Consider the following 17,738-nt stretch of genomic DNA (forward strand, 5'->3'; position numbering starts at 1 on the left):
TGAGGGTTAGCGAACGTAGGCGCCGTGCTTCCCGGCGTCCTCGGGGGTCGAGGGCTCTGCCTCCTCGACGCTCCAGTCCAACGTCTTCATGAGCTGCTTGCTGCGCTTCTTCACGTCCGCGTCCAGGAAGGCGATGGCGTCGTTCATCTTGTCCATCAGCCGCATGGGCTTGCGCTTGTTCTTGGGCTCGGACAGCAGCGCGTGCGTGAGCCAGGGGAACACGGCCGTCACGTCGCAGTGCACGTACATGGAGCCCGTCTCCACGGCCTCCACGGAGACCTTGCCCCAGGTGTGGCCCTCGCCGGCCGGGCAGCTCGACAGCGCCCCGTTGTCCACCGGGTCCACGCAGAACTGCACGTCGATGTCGAAGCCCGAGGTGGGCACGTTGAGGATCTGGTCCAGCAGCGGCTCGCCCTGGAGCGTGTAGTTCTTGGGCACGCCGCCGCCCAGAATCCAGATGGCCAGCTTCTTCGAGCCCTGGTGGCGGCAGAAGTGCTGCATGGCCGCCATGGAGTACACGTCGTCGTTGATGTCGAGCTCGAACTTGAACTCCGCGCCGAGCAGCCGCTTGAGCTTGACGACGTTCAGGAAGATGGAGCCGTCCTGCACCGCGCCCACCCAAATGGGCACCGCGTGCTTGTAGCAGGTGGACAAGAGCGAGGGCTGCTTCACCCCGAGCTGCTTCTCGATGCCGTACACCGCCTTGCCCAGCAGGTAGTGGAACTCCGGCGTCGTCATCTTCTTCTGGAACTCGGGGCCCCGGATGATGGCCGAGAAGAGCCGGTCCGTGTCCAGGAGCGCCTCCTCCCAGAAGCCCAAGTCGTAGATGCGGATGATGCGCGCCAGCCGGTACTGCAAGTCGCCGGCGTTCGGGTTCACCTCGCGGATGGCGTGGCCGATGATGCGGTGGGCGTCGTGGTAGAGGTTGGCGCCCGTGGTGGTCAGCGCCGAGATGATGCCCTTCTCCACCAGGGGAATGAGGCAGCTCTGGTGCAGGCCCGCGGGCGTCATCGCGCCCGAGAGCGTCATGAAGATGGAGGCGTCCTGCTCCATGGACTTCGACATCAGCTCGAACGCGGTGCGCTCCTGGCGCCCCACATAGGCGCTGAAGGCGTGGGCGAGCAGCTCCGCCGGCTTCTCCTTGCCGGTGATGGGGCGCGGGTCCGCCTTGCGCGCGCCCGCGTAGGCGTTGCGCAAGCTCTTCTTCGGGGTCGAGGTCTTGGCCATGGCGCGCCGATCTACCATCCGCCGCGCGCCAAGGGGAGCATCCGCTTTCGCCGCCGCCTCAGCGCCGCCCCCGCCCCTTGGAAGGCCCCGGGGGGGGCGCCTCCGGCCCGGGCGGGCCCAGCACCCGCTCCCGGACCTGCTCGGGCGGCAGGTGTCCGGTGTCCGAGACGACACAGGAGATGTACGCCAGCTCCGCCAGCGCCCGCCGCACCCGCTCGCGCACGGCCGGGTCCTCGGAGCCCAGCGCCTCCGAGGCCGCCGCCACATAGCTGCTCGCCAGCGACTCGAAGAGGTAGACCCGGTTCTCGATGGTGTCCTTCGCCTTGGCCATGGGCAGAAGTCTATGCCTGGGGGCGCGGGGCTGGCGGGAGGCCTGGCCCCCGGCCGTTCAGTCCTGGCCAGAGAAGGGCCCCGGAAGCGGCCTCTCCGTCCAGGGCTTCAGGTAGAAAGGCGGCGGAAGGCCTCCCCGAAGCCCTTGGAGCATGCCGTGATTGATCTCCACTCCCACACGACCGCGAGCGACGGCCAGCACTCGCCCGAGGAACTGCTCACGATGGCGGCCGCGGCCGGGGTGACGGTGCTGGCGGTGACGGACCACGACACGGTGGCGGGGCTGGCGGCGGCCAAGGCCGCGGCGGCCACCCGCGGGGTGGAGCTCGTCCCGGGCATCGAGCTGTCCGCCTTCGTGCTGGGGCGCGAGGCCCACATCCTCGGGCACTTCCTGCGGCCGGAGGACCCTGGCATCGCCCGGTTCGCGGACGCGCTGCGCACCGAGCGCGAGCAGCGGATGAAGCAGATGGTGGACAAGATGCGGAAGCTGGGCTTCCCGGTGCGCATGGAGGACGTGTACGCGCTGGCGGAGGACGCGCACCTGGGCCGGCCCCACCTGGCGCGCGTGCTGGTGGAGAAGGGCTGGTGCGTGGACACGAAGGACGCGTTCGACCGGTTCCTCGGAAGCGGGCGCCCCGCCTGGGTGGACCGCTACCGGTTGGACGGGGCGGACGCCATCCAGCTCATCCGCGCCGCCGGGGGCACCGCCACCCTCGCCCACCCGGGCAGCTCGAAGATGAACCGGGCGGAGATTGCCCTGCTGGCGAAGGCGGGGCTGGCCGGCCTGGAAGTCCTCCACGCCGACCACAACCCGAGCGTGCGCGAGAAGTACGTGGCGCTCGCCCGGGAATTCGGCCTGGTGGTGACCGCCGGCAGCGACTTCCACGGCGAGAAGGTGGCCCCGGGGCGGCACCTGGGCATGGCCTCCATGCCCGCCGCGCTGTTCCAGCAACTGCGTGCCCGGGCCTCGGCGTGAGCCGCGAACTCTGGGAAGAATCCAACACCCGTGGCACCTTGAGCACACTTCATGCCAAGGAGAAGCGTTCTGGGGATTCCCCTTTGAGACGGGGGTACCCAGAATTTCGAGCCTGGACCAACACGTGACGACACCGGGCCCCAACGCACAGACCGCCGAACCCAAGGCCACCGTCCTCAACGTCAACGACCACGCCGCCACGCGCTACATGGTCAGCCGCATGCTGAGCATGGCGGGCTACCAGGTGCTGGAGGCCAGCACGGGCCACGAGGCCCTGGCCATCGCGATCCAGAAGCCGGACCTGGTGCTGCTGGATGTGGAGATGCCGGACATCGACGGCTACGAGGTCTGCCGGCGCCTGCGCAAGCATGAAGAGACCCAGGGGCTGCTCATCGCGCACCTGTCCGCCGTCTCCATCACCCGCGAGGACCGCATCCGGGGGCTCGCCTACGGCGCGGACGCCTACTGGACCACGCCCTTGGAGGAGGAGGAGCTGCTGGCCAACATCGAGGCGCTCCTGCGGCTCCAGCGGCGGGCCCAGGAGGCCATCCGCGTGCGCGACGAGTTCCTCTCCGTCGCGGCCCACGAGCTGAAGACGCCGCTCACCGCGCTGCGGCTCAACCTGGAGCGCACGCTCCTGCTCGCCCAGCGCGCCGGGACCCAGGTGCCGCTGGACAAGGCGCTCCACGCCTCCCTGCGCCAGCTCTCCCGGCTGCAGCAGCTGCTCGACGCGCTGCTGGACGTGTCGCGCGTCTCCAGCCGGCGGCTCAAGCTGGAGGTGGGCACCGTGGACATGGTGGAGCTGACCCGGGAGATGGCCCAGCGCCTGGAGGCGGCGGCGCGAACGGCCGAGGTGGACCTCCAGCTCGAGCTGCCCAGCGAGCCGCTGGTCCTCATTGGAGACCGCCTGCGGCTGGAGCAGGTCCTCAACAACCTGCTGACCAATGCCCTCAAGTATGGGGACGGAAAACCCGTGTGCCTGCGCGTGGAAGAGCGCGAGGACATGGCCGCGCTTCAGGTGAAGGACCAGGGCATCGGCATCGCCCCGGCGGACCAATCCCGGATTTTCGAGCGTTTCGAGCGAGCGACCACCACCGAACAATCGGGCAGTTTGGGCCTCGGCCTTTACATCGCCAGAGAGATTGTCTCGGCGCACGGAGGGACCATCACCGTGGACAGCCAACCTGGACAGGGCTCGACGTTCCAGGTGCTCCTCCCGCTGCGCCGGACCGAGCCGTACTGAGCAAGGAGTTACGTGTGGAGGACACAACAGGGGGCCCTCCCCCCAGCCGCAAGGCCAAGCCCGAGCGGCTCATCACGGGCGTGCCCCGGCTGGACTTCATCACCAAGGGAGGGCTCCTCAAGGGCAATGCCTACTCGGTGCTCGGGCCCCCGGGCTCGGGCAAGACGGTGCTGGCCAACCAGATCGCCTTCAACCACGTCAAGGACGGCGGCCGGGCGCTCTATGTGACGCTGCTGTCCGAGTCTCACGCGCGCATGCTGGCGAACCTGGAGGGGATGACCTTCTTCGACCGGAACGTCATCCCCGGCAAGCTGCACTACATCAGCGGCTACCGGGAGCTGGAGCAGGAGGGCCTCAAGGGGCTGCTGGAGCTGGTGCGGCGGGCGGCCCAGGACCACCAGGCCAGCCTCCTCATCATCGACGGCATGGACGCGGCCAAGGAGTTCGCCCGGTCGGACCTGTCCTTCAAGCGCTTCCTGCAGAGCCTGCAGACGTTCGTGGGCATTCTGGGCGCCACCGTGCTGCTGCTCTCGCCCCACCACGAGGGGGAGGTGCACCCGGAGAGCACCGCCGTGGACGGGGTCTTCGAGCTGTCGCTCTGGCTGTCAGGCCCCCGGGCCGTGCGCGAACTGGTCGCGCTGAAGTTCCGCGGCAGCGACTCGCTGCTGGGCAAGCACGAGGTGGAGATCTCCGAGCGGGGGCTCGTCATCCACCCGCGCACCGAGGTCCAGTTCTCCAATCCCCAGGAGAGTGGCCAGGAGGACCGCATCCGGATGTCCTTCGGCATCCCCCGGCTGGACGAGGCGCTTCATGGCGGCCTGCTGTCCGGCTCCACCACCATGCTGCTGGGCAGCCCCGGCACGGGCAAGACGCTCCTGGGGCTGCACTTCCTGCTCCAGGGGGCCCGGGAGGGACAGCCGGGCACCTACTTCGGCTTCTACGAGACGCCGCCCCGGCTCATCGAGAAGGCCGCGGGCGTGGGCATGCCGGACCTCCAGAAATACGTGGACAACGGCCTGATCGAACTCCAGTGGCAGCCCCCCCTGGAGCACAACCTCGACGCGCTCGCGGAGCGGCTCCTGGAGCGCCTCCAGGAGCGCAAGGCGAAGCGGCTGCGGCTCTTCATCGACAGCGTGGCCGGCTTCCGCTCCGCCACCGTCTACCCGCAGCGCATGGGCCGCTTCTTCTCGGCCCTCTCGCACCAGCTGCGGATGATGGATGTGACGGCCCTCTACTCGGAGGAGACGCCGCTGCTCAGCCCGGGCGTGGACGCACCGCACCCGGAGGAGGCCGCGTACGTGGAGAACATCATCCTCCTGCGCTACGTGGAGCTGCGCTCCCAGCTCTACCGGCTCATCTCCATCATGAAGATGCGCGAGAGCCTGTACGACAGCGGCATCCGGGAGTTCTCCATCTCGAAAGAGGGCATCTCCGTCGCGGACACGTTCAGCAGCGCGGAGTCGATCCTCACCGGCCATGCCCGCGTGACGGGCACCGCGGACGCCGAGGCCCAGGCCCCGCGCAAGAAGAAGGCATCCTCTGGCAAGAAGGCCCCGAAGCCGCCCCTGCGGGGCAAATCCCGGCGGGGACGTTCATGAAGACCATCCTCGTCGTCGATGATGAGTTCGACATCGTGGAGGCGGTGAAGGCCATCCTCGAGGAGGACGGCTACCGGGTCCATGCGTGCGGCAATGGGTCCGAGGCGCTGCGGTGCTTGAACGAGGTGAAGCCGGACCTGGCCATCCTGGACATCATGATGCCCCGGCTCAACGGCTACGAGACGCTCAAGGCCATCCGGAAGCAGCCGGCCTTCGAGCGGCTGCCCGTGCTGCTCATGAGCGCCATCGTCCCCGAAGTGCCCGCCGGCGGCTACGCGTGGGATGGCTTCCTCAAGAAGCCCTTCTCCCTGTACGACCTGCTGGAGCAGGTCCACCGGCTGGCCCCGAAGGCCCAGGACGGCGATGGGGCCACCGGGTAGGGGGCGGCCGGCTCAGTCGCGGGCGACCTTGAACCGGCCCGTCACCGCCGTGAGCCCCTCGGCCACGGCCTGAAGGTCCTGGGCAATCCGGGTGGTTCGGCCCGTGGCATCCACGCCCTGCTTCACCAGCTCCGCCACGTTGCGCGCGCCCTGCACGGCCTGCTCGCTGGACTGGCGCTGCTGGCGCGTGGCGATGGTGATTTGACGGGCCGCCTCGCTGGTGCCGCGCGCCAGCTCCACGATGCGCTCGAACACCGCCGAGGCCTGCTCGGCCACCTCCACCCCGCGGTCCGAGGTTGCCATGCCCACGCGGGCCTTGGCGGCGGCCTCGTCTCCGGAGTCCTGCACCTTCTCGACGATGCGGGCGATGTCCCGCGCCGAGCCGGACACGTTCTCCGCCAGCTTGCGCATCTCGGCGGCCACCAGCGAGAAGCCCCGGCCCACCTCGCCTGCCTTGGTGCCCTCCAGCGCCGCGTTGAGCGCCAGCAGGTCCGAGCGCTCCGCCACCTGGTTGATGACCTGGGCGATCTTCGACACCTGCTGGAGATCCTGGTTGAGCCCCACGATGGCGTCCGCGACGCCCTTGGACTCGATGCGGATGTCGTTGATGCCCGCCACCACCTGGGCCACCACCGCCATGGCCTCGGCCACGGCCTCGTGGGTGCGGCGCGCGCTGGACTCCACCACCTCGGTGGAGCTGGAGATCTGCTCGGCGGTGCGGCTCAGCTCCTCGAACGTGGCGGCGATCTGCTGGGCGTACGCGGCCTGCTGGCTGATGACGTGCTCCTGGTCCGCGGAGGCCCCCGTGAGCCCGCGCGACGCGCTGGAGAGCTGCTCGGTGCGCGAGACGAGCTCGGCCACCGTGGCGCGCAGCGTGCCCAGCATCTCGTTGAAGGAGGTGGCCATGAGGCGCACCTCGCCCGCCGCGGGCACCTCCATCTGGCTGCGGGACACATCGCCCATGGCCACTTCCCGGGCCATGTCCGTCATGTGCGAGACGGGCTCCGAGATGGCCCGGCTCAGCAGGAAGGCCAGCATGAGCCCCAGCAGCGTGGCGGCCAGGAACACGGGCAGCGCCAGCAAGATGAAGGCCCGGGTGTCCTCGTGCACCACCGCGGTGTCATAGCCAATCACGTAGCCGCGGCCATCCGGCAGGGCGCACCGCACCACCACGGCCTCGCCCACGTGCCCATCGGAACAGCCGGTGGCGGTGGCCCGGAGGGACCGGATCGCCGGCGGCACCGTGCCCCGCTGGGCCACCAGCGCCCCGTCCGGCTCCACCACGGCCTGGAACGCCACGCGCCCGCCCTGCTCCACCTGCTCGAAGAGGGACTGGAGCGGCGCGGTGCCGCTTTGGGCCGCCTCGGCCAGACGCCGCGCCACCTCGGGGCCCGCGAGCAGCCCCACGCTGAGGGCGCGCTCCTTCAGCCGCTCCATGCCAATGGCCTTCTGCCGCGGGGGGAAGACACCTGCCCCCAGCACGGAGATGACGATCGACGGCACCAGCACCGCGAGCGCCACCTGCCACCGTAAACTGAGCCGACCCCACATGCCTCGCTCCGGAGTTGAAACGACACGCGGACGGTAGGCGCCCCGCCCCAAGAGCGTCAAACAGGCGGAAGGTGGCAGCCACCCTTTGTTCCCTCGGCGGGTGGGCCAGGAAGCGGCCAGCGCCTTCGAGTGGCCCAGGGCCCCGCTTTTCTACTGTCTTCTCAAAGGTTTAGGCGGGGGCGGATCCGTCTTTCCCTTTGACAGGGCGGGAGGGCTCTCCTTAAGGTCCGCCGCCGATGAATTCTCCTCTGGCCCCTTACCTGCCCATGGCCGTGGCGCTGCTCGTCTCGGGCGTCCTGGCGTTGGTGATGCCCGGCCTGGCGAGCCTGCTCGGCCCCCGCCGCCCCAGTGCCATCAAGTCCATGGCCTTCGAAGCGGGCTCGGAGACCACGGGCCCCGCGAGGCAGCGCTTCGCGGTGAAGTTCTACGTCATCGCCCTGCTCTTCATCATCTTCGACGTGGAGGCGGTCTTCCTGTACCCCTGGGCGGTGAACTTCCAGGCGCTCGGCTGGTTCGGTTACTGGGAGATGGTGGTTTTCGCTGCAACCCTGGTGGTGGGTCTTATCTACATCTGGAAGAAGGGTGCTCTCGATTGGGAGAGCTGAGAAACCATGGCTGAGACCGACATCGCTCCCATTATCGCGACCCGCCGCGACGACACCGTGGGCTTCCTCCAGAACCTGGTGTCCAAGGGCCTGGGGTGGGCCCGCAAGTACTCCATCTTCACCTACCCGTACGCCACCGCGTGCTGCGGCATGGAGTACATGTCCGTGGCCGGCGGCCGGCACGATCTGGCGCGCTTTGGCGCCGAGTACCCCCGCTTCTCGCCGCGCCAGGCGGACATGCTGCTGGTGACGGGGACCATCAACCTGAAGCAGGCGCCCATCCTCAAGCGCGTGTACGAGCAGATGTGCGAGCCCAAGTGGGTGGTCGCCTTCGGCGTGTGCGCGTCCTCGGGCGGCTTCTACGACAACTACGCGGTGCTCCAGGGCATCGACCGCATCATCCCGGTGGACGTCTACATCCCCGGCTGCCCGCCGCGCCCCGAGCAGGTGCTCGACGCGATCCTCCTGCTGCAGGAGAAGATCGGCGGCCAGGTGCACAAGCTCGCGGACACGGGCCAGTCGAACCCCACCGCGGCGAAGCACGACCTGCTGATGTCCATGAACAAGTAGCGCCCTGCCGTGGCGTGAAGGGCCCGGGCCCCGTGTGTCTCCCTCGCGGGAGATGCCGGGGCCCTCGGCGTGAGGGCCTACCAGCGGTGATAGGCGGGGTGGCCCGGCTTGACGGCCACGAACGTGCCCCGGCACGTGGCGGTCACCTTGCCACCGGCGGTGAGCGTGCCCTCGATGACGGCGCGGTCGGCTTTAATCTCCACCGGCCTGGCTTCCAGGAACACCGGCCCCGCCAGGGGCGTGGGGCGCTTGAGCTGGATGGTGTAGTCGGCCGTCACGGTGCAGGGCGGCGACTCCAGGCCGCCCGCCTTCATCAGGTGGTAGGCCGCCGTCCAGTTGCAGTGGCAGTCCAGCAGCGAGCCGATGATGCCGCCGTTGAGCATGCCCGGGAAGGCCTGGTGGTGCTCGGCGGGCGTCCACTCGGCCACCACCCGGTCTTCGTCCACCAGGCTGCGGATGCGCAGGCCTTGAGGGTTGGAGGGACCACAGCCGAAGCAGGCGCTGTGGGGGGCGTAACGCTCCTGGAGGCTCTGGGAATCAGGGGTCGGCATGGTGGCCCCACCCTAACCTGCCCTCACGGGCCCTGCATCCGCACCGCGTCCAGCCACTGGCCCAGGGCGCCGGCATCCGCACAGTCGCCCGTGCACGTGCGCCGCACGCCCCCGTCCGCGCGTGGCTGATCCACCAGCCACCGCCGCCCATCGAACGCTCCCCGGTCCTTCTCCCGGACCATGGCGTCGTGGGCCTCCGCGCCCACCTCCACCACCCCATCGGGGCGGATGCGGTAGGCGTCAAAGGCACGGGGAGCCCCCGGCCAGTGCCCCGGGTCAAAGACTTCCGGGCTCACGTGCGTGAAGCCCGTCTCCGCATACAGCGGCGAGGGCGAGAAGGGCTCCCCGCGCAGCAGCGGGGCCAGCGACACGCCATCCACGTCTGCCGGCAGGGCTGGAAGGCCCGCCAGCGCCAGCAGCGTCGGCCCCACGTCCACGAGGCGCACCAGGGTGTCCACGCGGGGGGGGACCGGCTGGCCTCGCGGCGGCTTCACGGCCAGCACCACGCGGTACTCCTCTTCCGAGAGCCGGGCCCCGTGGACCGGCGTCGCCCCGGCCAGCTCCGGGTGGTCCGCGTGGAAGCTCTCGCCGTGGTCCGAGAAGAGGACGATGAGCGCATCGTCATAGCGCTCCGACTGCTTCAGCGTGTCGAGCAACCGGCCCACCTGCGCATCCGCCTGGGCGAGCAGCTCGTCGTAGAGCGCCTCCGCCCCTTCCCGGCTCCAGGCGCCCGCGCCGCCCGCGCCCCCGGGGACCACCGGGGAGAAGTGCATGCGCAGCCGCCGCTCGAGCGGCTCGGAGGCCGCCACGAAGCGCCGGTAATAAGGATAGACGGGGTCCCCCGGGAAGTGCGCCGCAGTGGCGTGGAAGGCAAAGAGCGTGGGCCCCTGCCGCGACTCGGCGAGCAGCCGCGCCGCGAGCCGCTCGGAGTAGCCCACGGGGTCATGAATCCCCGCCAGGGCGCGGTTGTCGGTGAACTCGGGCAGCCACGCGGCGCCGAGGGCATGGTCCGCGAAGAGGCCCACGCCCCGGTAGCGCAGCTTCTCCAGCAGGAAGTTCACCGCGCCCCGGGGCGGCTGGAGGCGCGTGGTGAAGCCCGAGTCCGGCCCCTCCGCGTGGAAGCGCGAGCAGTCGGTGGCGAACACGGTGCGCCACCCGGCCTCGGAGAACTGGCGGGCGAAGGTGGGGGCCTGAATCCAGCGGGACTCGGCCGTGAGCGAGTAGCGCACCCCCGTGCGGTGAGGCCACCGCGCGGTGAGCAGCGAGCGCCAGGCGGGCTCCGTCTGGGCAATCGGGGTGTACGCCTGGGTGAAGAGCGTGGCGCCCTCCTCCAGGAAGCGCTCCAGGGCCGGCGCCACGGCGCGGGTGCCTCCCAGCATCCGCAGCCGGTCCGGACGGAAGGCATCCACGCCGATGAGGACCACGAGCGGGTACCGCACATCCCCGTCCCGGAACCGCGCGCCCCCGGCCACGAGCAGCGCCGCGGCCCCCACGGCCCCCGCCCCGGCCGCCAGGGCCCGCTTCCCGGGACGCACCCGCCACGCCAGCACCGCCAGGCTGAGCCCCAGGAGCAGGCCCGCGGCCAGGCGCGGGTGCCACGGCTCGCCCCCCTCCACCAAGGTGCCCAGCACGGGCCGGAGCGCGGGCACGTCATCGAAGAGGGCGGGCCGCTGAATGGCCCGGTCCCAGGCCAGCAGCCCCAGCAGCCCCAGCCACGCGGGCACCGTCCAGAGCCACCGGACGCCTCCCCAGGCCCGGACGAGCCCTCCGGCCAGCGCCCCCAGCACCGCGCCGCCCAGGGCATACACGGCGGCGATCCGCGCGAGCAGCCCGGGCACCAGGGGGCCAATGGCCGCCATCAGCGCCGCATAGGGGCCTTGGACATCGATGCCCACCCCCACGCCCGCCGTGCGCAGCAAGCGCTCGGATTCCCAGGCGAACAGCCCCAACCCCAGCACCGCCCCCAGCAGGGCGGCGCGCGACAACCCGCGCAAGAGACCGGACGGGGAACGGGAGGACATGGGGCCTCAGCCTCTATCCGAATCCACGGGGCGCCTCCAGCCTGGCAAGCGCCTTTCCCCGCCACTGACGTGCGCGACCCGGGGACTCATGCCAACATGGGGCCCGCCGCACTACCCACCGGGGGGTGCCCAAGGGCCCTATGGACGCCGTGGGACAGACAACCCAGGAAACACTGGCCCAGACGCTCAAGGTCGAGCAGGGCCACAATGCCTTGAACCTGGCATGGGTGCGCCTGCTGGGCGTCTCCGCGGTCTTCAGCGTCTCGCTGTACTTCGGCCGCGTGCGCGGCATGGCCGACTGGGCCGTCTACATCCCCCCCTTCGCCGCCTACTGGTCGGTGACGGCGCTGACGCTGGTATCCCTGCTGCGCTTCGAGCGGCTGCGGAAATGGGCGGGGCTGTCCCTGGCCCTGGTGGACGTGCCCGCCATCTACTGGCTCCAGCACATCGCCCTGCCCCTGTCGCCCTCGCCCGGGGGCATCGCGGGCTTCACCCTGGGCATCTACGCCACGCTCATCCTGCTGTCGGCCCTGTCCCTGCGCCGCACGGCGACGCTGGTGGTGATGGGGTGCGCGGCCGTGGCGGAGATCACCCTCCAGCAGGAGGCTCAAATCGACCTGGGGGCCCAGCTCGCCGCCGTCGTCGTCCTGGGCGCCTGCGCGGCCGGGGCCTGCCACATGCTGCTGCGCATCCGCACGCTCTTGACGAACGCGACGCGCGAGGAGCTCAAGCGCGCCCGGCTGGGCCGCTACTTCTCCCCCGCCGTGGCCGAGCGGCTTCAGGACCTGGGCCGCTCCGAGACGGCCCCGGAGCTGCGGGAGGTCACCCTCCTGTTCGCGGACATCCGGGACTTCACCTCGCTGAGCGAGCGGCTGCGGCCCGAGCAGGTCGTCACCCTGCTCAACGAGTACTACGGCCGCATGGTCGAGGTGGTGTTCCGCCACGGCGGCACCCTGGACAAGTTCATCGGGGACGCGCTGATGGTGTACTTCGGCGCCCCCATCGCCGAGCCCGAGCACGCCCGGCGCGGCGTGCAGTGCGCCCTGGACATGGTCCAGGAGCTGGAGGCGCTCAACGCGGCGCGCACGGCCCGGGGCGAGCCCTGCCTGCGCATCGGCGTGGGGCTGCACACCGGGCCCGCGGTGCTCGGCAACATCGGCTCGGCCACCCGGCGCCTGGAGTACACCGCCATCGGGGACACGGTGAACCTGGCCAGCCGCATCGAGAGCCTGACCAAGACGGCCGGTGTGCCCGTCCTGGCCTCCGGCGCCACCCGGGAGCAGGCCGGGGACACCTTCCTCTGGAGCGAGCTGCCCCCTGCCTCGGTGGCCGGCAAGAGCCAGCCCGTGCCCATCCACGTGCCCCGCAACCGGGCAGCCTCCCGGCCGGCGGACGCCACCGTGGCGGCCTGAGCGGGCCCTCCGAGGCCGTTTTCGGACACCCCAGCCCCCATACACGCTTCTAGCGCGCGTAAGTGCGCTAGATGGCTGGGGGATTACGTTGACGCACTTGGTCTGCCGTCCTTATAAAGCCGCGATCCTCCTGCCATTGGGATGCCCCTTGAGCACATTCGCGTTGGACAGAGTCTCCGCTCACCTGCCGGAGGCGGTCGCGGAGCGCTACGTCGACCGGACGGGCGGCGCGTGGGCCGTCATTCACGCCCAGCACCTGCCCACGGTGGTGGCCTACCTCAAGAATGATCCCGAGCTGAACTTCAAGCTCTTCGTCTCCATCGACGGCGTGGACCGGCTGCACCTGGCCGAGAACGACCCGCGCTTCGAGATCGTCTACTTCCTGCGCTCGCTCACCCGGAACGAGCACGTGCGGCTCAAGGTGCGGGTCTCCGAGGCCCACCCCGAGGTGCCCTCGCTGGTGCCGCTCTTCAAGGGCGCCAACTGGTGGGAACGCTTCGTGTGGGACTTCTACGGCATCCGGTTCGTGGGCCACCCGGACCTGCGCCGCGTCCTGCTGTACGAGGAGTTCCAGGGGCACCCCCTGCGCAAGGACTACGCCCTCCGGGATCGCCAGCCGCTCATCCCCGAGCGCCCCATCAAAGACATCTTCCGCGGCCCCGGCACCAGCGGTCATTCCTGACGCCCGGCCCTTCGAGGACACCCATGTCGGAACACCCCAAGCCCGAAGACCTCAACCCGGATACCGACGCCTACGCCCATGAGTCCGAGCTGGAGGCCCACCTCCAGACGAAGCGGATGTACATCAACATGGGCCCCTCGCACCCGGCCACGCACGGCACGGTGCGCATGCGCGTCGAGCTGGACGGCGAGACGATCATCAAGGCGGACCCGGAGATCGGATTCCTGCACCGCGGCTTCCAGAAGAGCTGCGAGAACGTCACCTGGACGCAGTGCCTGCCATACACGGACCGGCTGAACTACGTGTCGGCGCTGATGAACAACTTCGGCTTCCTCAACGCCGTGGAGAAGCTCATCGGCCTGGAGATCCCCGAGCGCGCCCAGTACATCCGCGTCATCGGCTCCGAGCTGCACCGCATGCAGGACCACATCACCTCGGTGGGCGCCACCGGCCTGGAGCTGGGCGGCTTCGCCCCGTTCCTCCTGGCGCTGGAGGGCCGCGAGCTCATCATGGACCGGGTGTCCGAGCTGACGGGCGCCCGGCTCACCACCAGCTATGGACGCGTGGGCGGCCTGAACCGCGATCTGCCCGAGGGGTGGGTCGAGAAGGTCCTCAAGTCGCTCGACAAGATCCAAGAGGTGATGGTCGAGGTGAAGGCCCTCGTGCTCCGCAACCGCATCTTCGTGGACCGCATGAAGGACACGGGCGTCATCAACGCGGAGGACGCGCTGGACTTCGGCTTCACCGGCCCCGCGCTGCGCGGCTCGGGCGTCGACTACGACGTGCGCAAGGCCAAGCCCTACTGGGTCTATGACCGGTTCGACTTCGACATCCCCGTGGGGGAGAAGGGGGACAACTACGACCGGTTCCTCGTGCGGCTGGCGGAGATCGAACAGTCCGACCGCATCCTGCGCCAGGCGTTCAAGCAGCTGCCCGGCGGCCCCATCATCGTGGACGACTGGCGCATCGCGCTGCCGCCCAAGCCCGAGGTGTACGGCACCATCGAGGGCGTGATGAGCCACTTCAAGCTCGTCATGGAAGGCATCCAGGTTCCGCCGGGCGAAGTCTACGACTTCACCGAGGCGTCCAACGGCGAGCTGGGCTGGTACCTGGTGAGCGACGGCCGCGGCCGTCCCTACAAGGTCCACGTCCGGGCTCCGGGGTTCCCCATCCTCTCGTCCATCTCCCACATCATCGAGGGCAAGATGCTGGCGGACCTCATTCCCACCTTTGACACGATCAACATGATCGGCGGCGAGGTCGAGCAGTGAGCGACAACGACACCAAGAAGCCGACGGGCGACGCGCAGACGCCCCCCAAGGGCGCGCCCACGGACACGCCGGCGGCGAAGATTGGCCCCGAGCCGTCCAACCCGCCTGCGGCCCCCAAGGCGGACACCCCGCCGGTGGCCCACAGCAGCACCACGGGCACCAAGCCCGCGGCGCCCCCGCCCCCGCCCGGCCCGCCCAAGCCTCCACCCCCGAAGAACCCGGGCTTCGTCACCTGCACCATCGACGGCCGGGAAGTGGTGGTGAAGCCGGGCACGAACATGATCGAGGCGGCCAAGACGGTTGGCTCGGACATCCCCTACTACTGCTACCACCCGCGCCTCTCCATCGCGGCCAACTGCCGCATCTGCCTGGTGGAGGCCTCCAACGCGCCCAAGATGGTGCCGGCGTGCCAGACGCCGCTGGCCGAGGGCCAGGTCATCAACACCACCTCCGCCAAGGTGAAGGAGCAGCGGCGCGCGGTGATGGAGTTCCTGCTGCTCAACCACCCCGTGGACTGCTCCATCTGCGACCAGGCCGGGGAGTGCAAGCTGCAGGACTACTACATGAAGTACGACTACCGCCCCTCGCGTCTGGAGGGCGGCAAGGCGCTGAAGAACAAGCGCAAGGTGCTCGGGCCCCGCGTGGTGCTGGACCAGGAGCGCTGCATCCTGTGCACCCGCTGCGTGCGCTTCATGAACGAGGTGCCCAAGGAGCCGCAGCTGGGCGTGTTCGGCCGCGGCAGCCACGAGCGCATCGACGTCTTCCCGGGCAACGAGCTGTCGAGCAATTACTCGCTCAACACGGTGGACGTGTGCCCCGTGGGCGCGCTGCTCAGCCGGGACTTCCGCTTCCGGGCCCGCGCGTGGTTCCTGTCCGCCACGCCCTCGGTGTGCACGGGCTGCTCGCGCGGCTGCAACATCTACGCGGACTGGATGTCCCAGGACACCTACCGCTACCGCCCGCGCGAGAACGAGGCCATCAACAAGAGCTGGATGTGTGACCAGGGCCGGCTCTCGTACAAGTCCCTGAACCTGGGGCGCGTGCTCGTGGCCTCGGTGGGCCGCCGCGCCACCCAGGCGCCGGACACCGCCCAGCCGGCGCTCACGCGCGTGGAGGCGGCCAAGGCCGCGGCCCAGGCGCTCCAGCCCTTCAAGGGCAACGCGAAGCTGGCCGTGCTCGCCTCGCCGCTGCTCTCCAACGAAGACCTGCTCTCGGGCCTGTCCTTCGCCAAGGCCACGCTGGGCATCAAGGACGTGTACGTGGGCGGCCGCCCCCAGGGCGACGCGGACCACTTCCTGATGACGGCCGACAAGAACCCCAACCGCAAGGGCCTGGAGCTGATCGCCCAGGGGCTGGGGCTGACGCTCAAGCCGTTCGAGGACCTGACGGCCGCCCTGCGCGGCGGCAAGGTGAAGGCGCTCTACGCGCTGGGCACCGAGGTGCCCGCGGGCGAGGAGGCCTTCGCGCAGGCGGCCTCGCAGCTCGAGGTCTTCGTGGCCCAGGCGCTCACCGAGTCGGCCGTCACCGCGCAGGCCACGGTGCTGCTGCCGGCCTCGGCGCACATCGAGGACGAGGGCTCCTTCGTGCAGTTGGAGGGCATCGTCCAGCGCTTCCGCAAGGCCTACCCCTCCAAGGGCGAGGCGGTGCCGCACTGGCGCTGGACCGCGGAGATCAGCAAGGCGCTGGGGGGCACGCAGGCGTGGACCTCCGCGCGCGACGTGTTCCGCGAGCTGGCCCCGCAGGTGGCCGCGTTCGCTTCATTCAACTGGGATCAGGCGTCCCCGCCGGACCGCGAGAAGCCGGGCATCAACCCGCTGCCCAGCGGCGCCGACGGCCGTCCTGCGGGCTACCGCGAGTTCGGCACGCCCCGCGTGCGAGGGATTTAAATGAAGCGGATCTTCACCGTTCTGTTTGGCATGGGGTTGATCGTCTTCGCGTGCGCCGCGGTCACCGCCGTGGCGTACGTGGTGGGCGCGCTCGCCGAGGAGCACCTGTTCGCGGGCGCCAGCCGCCTGACGAACATCATCTTCCTGATGGTCACCTTCGTGATGATCATCGCCACGCTGCTCACCGTGGCCGAGCGCAAGTGGAGCGCGCTCATCCAGGACCGCATCGGCCCCAACCGCGCGCGCATCAACCTGCCAGGGCTTCGCAACTCCCCGCTGGCCGGCATCCCTCACCTGGTGGCCGACGCGGTGAAGATGCTGACCAAAGAGGACTTCATGCCGGCGCTGGCCAGCTCGTTCCTCTACAAGCTGGGCCCGGTGCTGGCCATGGCCTCGGTGGTGGCGCTGTTCGCCGTCGTCCCCGCGGGCCCCTCCATCACCCTGTGGGGCCACCGCGTGGACATGGTGGTGAGCACCCCGGACTTCGGCCTGCTCTACCTTCTGGCCATCGCCTCGCTGGCCGTCTACGGCACGTCGCTGGCCGGCTGGGCCTCCAACAACAAGTTCGCGCTGCTGGGCAGCGTGCGCGCCTCCTCGCAGATGATCTCCTACGAGGTCGCCCTCGGCCTGTCGCTGGTGGGGCTCATCATGGCCTTCTCCACCGTGCAGCTGCCGGCCCTCGTCGGCACGCTCGCGGCCGAGACGGGCACGAGCACCGGCCAGGCCCGCTACCTGTGGCAGTTCACCGGCGCCGAGGGCGGCTTCGACTTCGGCCTGCCCGCCTGGGGCTTCATCCTGCAGCCCATCGGCTTCCTTGGCTTCTTCGCGGCCTCGTTCGCGGAGACCAAGCGCGCCCCGTTCGACGCGCCCGAGGGTGACTCGGAGATCATCGGCTACTTCGTCGAGTACTCGGGCATGAAGTTCGGCCTGTTCATGATCTCCGAGTTCATCGAGGTGGTGATTCTGGCGGGCGTCACCGCGGTGCTCTTCTTCGGCGGCTGGAACCTGCCGTTCGGCGGGGAGTGGGTGGCCACGCAGCTCAAGGACGCCCCGCTGCTGTACGGCACCCTGCTGGGCACGGTGTTCTGGCTGAAGGTGATTGGCCTCATCTTCGTGCAGATGGTGATCCGCTGGACGTTCCCCCGCTTCCGCTACGACCAGATCCAGACGCTGGGCTGGAAGATCCTCCTGCCCATGGGCCTGGTGAACGTCTTCGCCACGGGCGCCCTGGTGCTGTGGGATCCGTCCCTGCGCTACCTGGCCCTCTTCGGGTTCCTGCAGATCGCCGCAGTGCTGGCCCTCACGTTCTCCACGGGGGACGAGCCGCAGGCCTCACATGGCCCTGCCCTGCCGGCGCACGGCCGTGTCGCCGAGTCCCTGGACGCCAAGGCCCCGGTGGCGGCGTCCGTCTCCTCCTCGCATTAGGTTAGGAAAG

Annotated in this window: 16 protein-coding genes; 11 read left to right on the forward strand and 5 right to left on the reverse strand. The window is 69.8% G+C overall.

Annotation, left to right across the window (positions count from 1 at the left end; all coding sequences use genetic code 11):
• Positions 1 to 6 precede the first annotated feature (6 nt).
• Together KY661_RS27305 and KY661_RS27310 are read right to left on the reverse strand one after the other, a co-directional pair.
• Positions 7 to 1,227: a deoxyhypusine synthase family protein gene (locus KY661_RS27305; RefSeq protein ID WP_075008172.1), complete on the reverse strand. Its 1,221-nt coding sequence runs from the start codon at positions 1,225 to 1,227 to the stop codon at positions 7 to 9.
• 58 nt (positions 1,228 to 1,285) lie between these two features.
• Positions 1,286 to 1,558, reverse strand: coding sequence for a hypothetical protein (locus KY661_RS27310; protein WP_075008171.1), 273 nt, complete (start codon positions 1,556 to 1,558; stop codon positions 1,286 to 1,288).
• A gap of 156 nt (positions 1,559 to 1,714) precedes the next feature.
• Between KY661_RS27310 and KY661_RS27315 the strand changes: the two genes are divergently transcribed.
• From KY661_RS27315 to KY661_RS27335, 4 genes are all read left to right on the forward strand, one after another.
• Positions 1,715 to 2,533, forward strand: coding sequence for a PHP domain-containing protein (locus KY661_RS27315; protein ID WP_225413018.1), 819 nt, complete (start codon positions 1,715 to 1,717; stop codon positions 2,531 to 2,533).
• A 124-nt stretch (positions 2,534 to 2,657) separates the two neighbouring features.
• On the forward strand, positions 2,658 to 3,776 hold the full coding sequence (locus KY661_RS37375; protein ID WP_317987308.1) for a hybrid sensor histidine kinase/response regulator: 1,119 nt from the start codon (positions 2,658 to 2,660) through the stop codon (positions 3,774 to 3,776).
• Positions 3,777 to 3,790: 14 nt separating this feature from the next.
• Positions 3,791 to 5,374 carry an ATPase domain-containing protein gene (locus KY661_RS27330; protein ID WP_225413019.1) on the forward strand — a complete coding sequence of 528 codons (1,584 nt, stop codon included), beginning with the start codon at positions 3,791 to 3,793 and terminating at the stop codon, positions 5,372 to 5,374.
• Positions 5,371 to 5,754, forward strand: a complete 384-nt coding sequence (locus tag KY661_RS27335; RefSeq protein ID WP_225413020.1) for a response regulator — start codon at positions 5,371 to 5,373, stop codon at positions 5,752 to 5,754. Before KY661_RS27330 ends, KY661_RS27335 begins: the two co-directional genes overlap by 4 nt.
• Positions 5,755 to 5,766: 12 nt before the next feature.
• Here the strand turns inward: KY661_RS27335 and KY661_RS27340 are convergent, their stop codons facing one another.
• Positions 5,767 to 7,305, reverse strand: a complete 1,539-nt coding sequence (locus tag KY661_RS27340) for a methyl-accepting chemotaxis protein (protein ID WP_225413021.1) — start codon at positions 7,303 to 7,305, stop codon at positions 5,767 to 5,769.
• Between the two features lie 236 nt (positions 7,306 to 7,541).
• Here KY661_RS27340 and KY661_RS27345 point away from each other — a divergent pair, with 236 nt between their 5' ends.
• Both KY661_RS27345 and KY661_RS27350 read left to right on the forward strand, forming a co-directional pair.
• Positions 7,542 to 7,910, forward strand: a complete 369-nt coding sequence (locus tag KY661_RS27345) for an NADH-quinone oxidoreductase subunit A (protein ID WP_075008166.1) — start codon at positions 7,542 to 7,544, stop codon at positions 7,908 to 7,910.
• A 6-nt stretch (positions 7,911 to 7,916) separates the two neighbouring features.
• A complete protein-coding gene (locus tag KY661_RS27350) occupies positions 7,917 to 8,480 on the forward strand; it encodes an NADH-quinone oxidoreductase subunit B (RefSeq protein WP_075008165.1) in 564 nt (187 codons plus the stop codon).
• Positions 8,481 to 8,557: 77 nt separating this feature from the next.
• On the opposite strand, the gene KY661_RS27355 is transcribed toward KY661_RS27350, so the two are convergent.
• Both KY661_RS27355 and KY661_RS27360 read right to left on the reverse strand, forming a co-directional pair.
• Positions 8,558 to 9,031 carry a PaaI family thioesterase gene (locus tag KY661_RS27355; RefSeq protein WP_225413022.1) on the reverse strand — a complete coding sequence of 158 codons (474 nt, stop codon included), beginning with the start codon at positions 9,029 to 9,031 and terminating at the stop codon, positions 8,558 to 8,560.
• 23 nt (positions 9,032 to 9,054) lie between these two features.
• Positions 9,055 to 11,052 (reverse strand): sulfatase-like hydrolase/transferase, encoded by a 1,998-nt coding sequence (locus KY661_RS27360; RefSeq protein WP_225413023.1) that lies wholly within the window; start codon positions 11,050 to 11,052, stop codon positions 9,055 to 9,057.
• Positions 11,053 to 11,192: 140 nt separating this feature from the next.
• Between KY661_RS27360 and KY661_RS27365 the strand changes: the two genes are divergently transcribed.
• The 5 genes from KY661_RS27365 to KY661_RS27385 all read left to right on the forward strand — a co-directional run bounded on the left by KY661_RS27365 (position 11,193) and on the right by KY661_RS27385 (position 17,728).
• Positions 11,193 to 12,464, forward strand: a complete 1,272-nt coding sequence (locus KY661_RS27365) for an adenylate/guanylate cyclase domain-containing protein (RefSeq protein ID WP_225413024.1) — start codon at positions 11,193 to 11,195, stop codon at positions 12,462 to 12,464.
• Positions 12,465 to 12,627: 163 nt separating this feature from the next.
• Complete coding sequence (locus KY661_RS27370) at positions 12,628 to 13,146, forward strand: NADH-quinone oxidoreductase subunit C (protein ID WP_075008161.1); 519 nt, start codon at positions 12,628 to 12,630, stop codon at positions 13,144 to 13,146.
• Positions 13,147 to 13,169: 23 nt separating this feature from the next.
• The gene (gene nuoD, locus KY661_RS27375) at positions 13,170 to 14,417 is read left to right on the forward strand and encodes an NADH dehydrogenase (quinone) subunit D (protein WP_075008160.1); all 1,248 of its coding nucleotides are present in this window, start codon (positions 13,170 to 13,172) and stop codon (positions 14,415 to 14,417) included.
• A complete protein-coding gene (locus tag KY661_RS27380) occupies positions 14,414 to 16,303 on the forward strand; it encodes a 2Fe-2S iron-sulfur cluster-binding protein (protein ID WP_225413025.1) in 1,890 nt (629 codons plus the stop codon). The genes nuoD and KY661_RS27380 overlap by 4 nt, the downstream gene beginning before the upstream one ends.
• Positions 16,304 to 17,728 (forward strand): complex I subunit 1/NuoH family protein, encoded by a 1,425-nt coding sequence (locus tag KY661_RS27385; RefSeq protein ID WP_225413026.1) that lies wholly within the window; start codon positions 16,304 to 16,306, stop codon positions 17,726 to 17,728.
• Positions 17,729 to 17,738: the final 10 nt, after the last annotated feature.

Origin of the sequence: Allostigmatella hybrida (assembly GCF_020103775.1) — a bacterium.
In the GTDB taxonomy this organism is placed as follows: Bacteria; Myxococcota; Myxococcia; order Myxococcales; family Myxococcaceae; genus Hyalangium; species Hyalangium aurantiaca.

Excerpts from the sequence above, each read along its gene's own strand:
- KY661_RS27345 (WP_075008166.1), top strand. The coding sequence starts at position 7,542 with ATGAATTCTCCTCTGGCCCCTTACCTGCCCATGGCCGTGGCGCTGCTC.
- KY661_RS27310 (WP_075008171.1), bottom strand. The coding sequence starts at position 1,558 with ATGGCCAAGGCGAAGGACACCATCGAGAACCGGGTCTACCTCTTCGAG.
- KY661_RS27365 (WP_225413024.1), top strand. The coding sequence starts at position 11,193 with ATGGACGCCGTGGGACAGACAACCCAGGAAACACTGGCCCAGACGCTC.
- KY661_RS27335 (WP_225413020.1), top strand. The coding sequence starts at position 5,371 with ATGAAGACCATCCTCGTCGTCGATGATGAGTTCGACATCGTGGAGGCG.
- nuoD (WP_075008160.1), top strand. The coding sequence starts at position 13,170 with ATGTCGGAACACCCCAAGCCCGAAGACCTCAACCCGGATACCGACGCC.
- KY661_RS27385 (WP_225413026.1), top strand. The coding sequence starts at position 16,304 with ATGAAGCGGATCTTCACCGTTCTGTTTGGCATGGGGTTGATCGTCTTC.
- KY661_RS27355 (WP_225413022.1), bottom strand. The coding sequence starts at position 9,031 with ATGCCGACCCCTGATTCCCAGAGCCTCCAGGAGCGTTACGCCCCCCAC.
- KY661_RS27305 (WP_075008172.1), bottom strand. The coding sequence starts at position 1,227 with ATGGCCAAGACCTCGACCCCGAAGAAGAGCTTGCGCAACGCCTACGCG.
- KY661_RS27350 (WP_075008165.1), top strand. The coding sequence starts at position 7,917 with ATGGCTGAGACCGACATCGCTCCCATTATCGCGACCCGCCGCGACGAC.
- KY661_RS27340 (WP_225413021.1), bottom strand. The coding sequence starts at position 7,305 with ATGTGGGGTCGGCTCAGTTTACGGTGGCAGGTGGCGCTCGCGGTGCTG.
- KY661_RS27360 (WP_225413023.1), bottom strand. The coding sequence starts at position 11,052 with ATGTCCTCCCGTTCCCCGTCCGGTCTCTTGCGCGGGTTGTCGCGCGCC.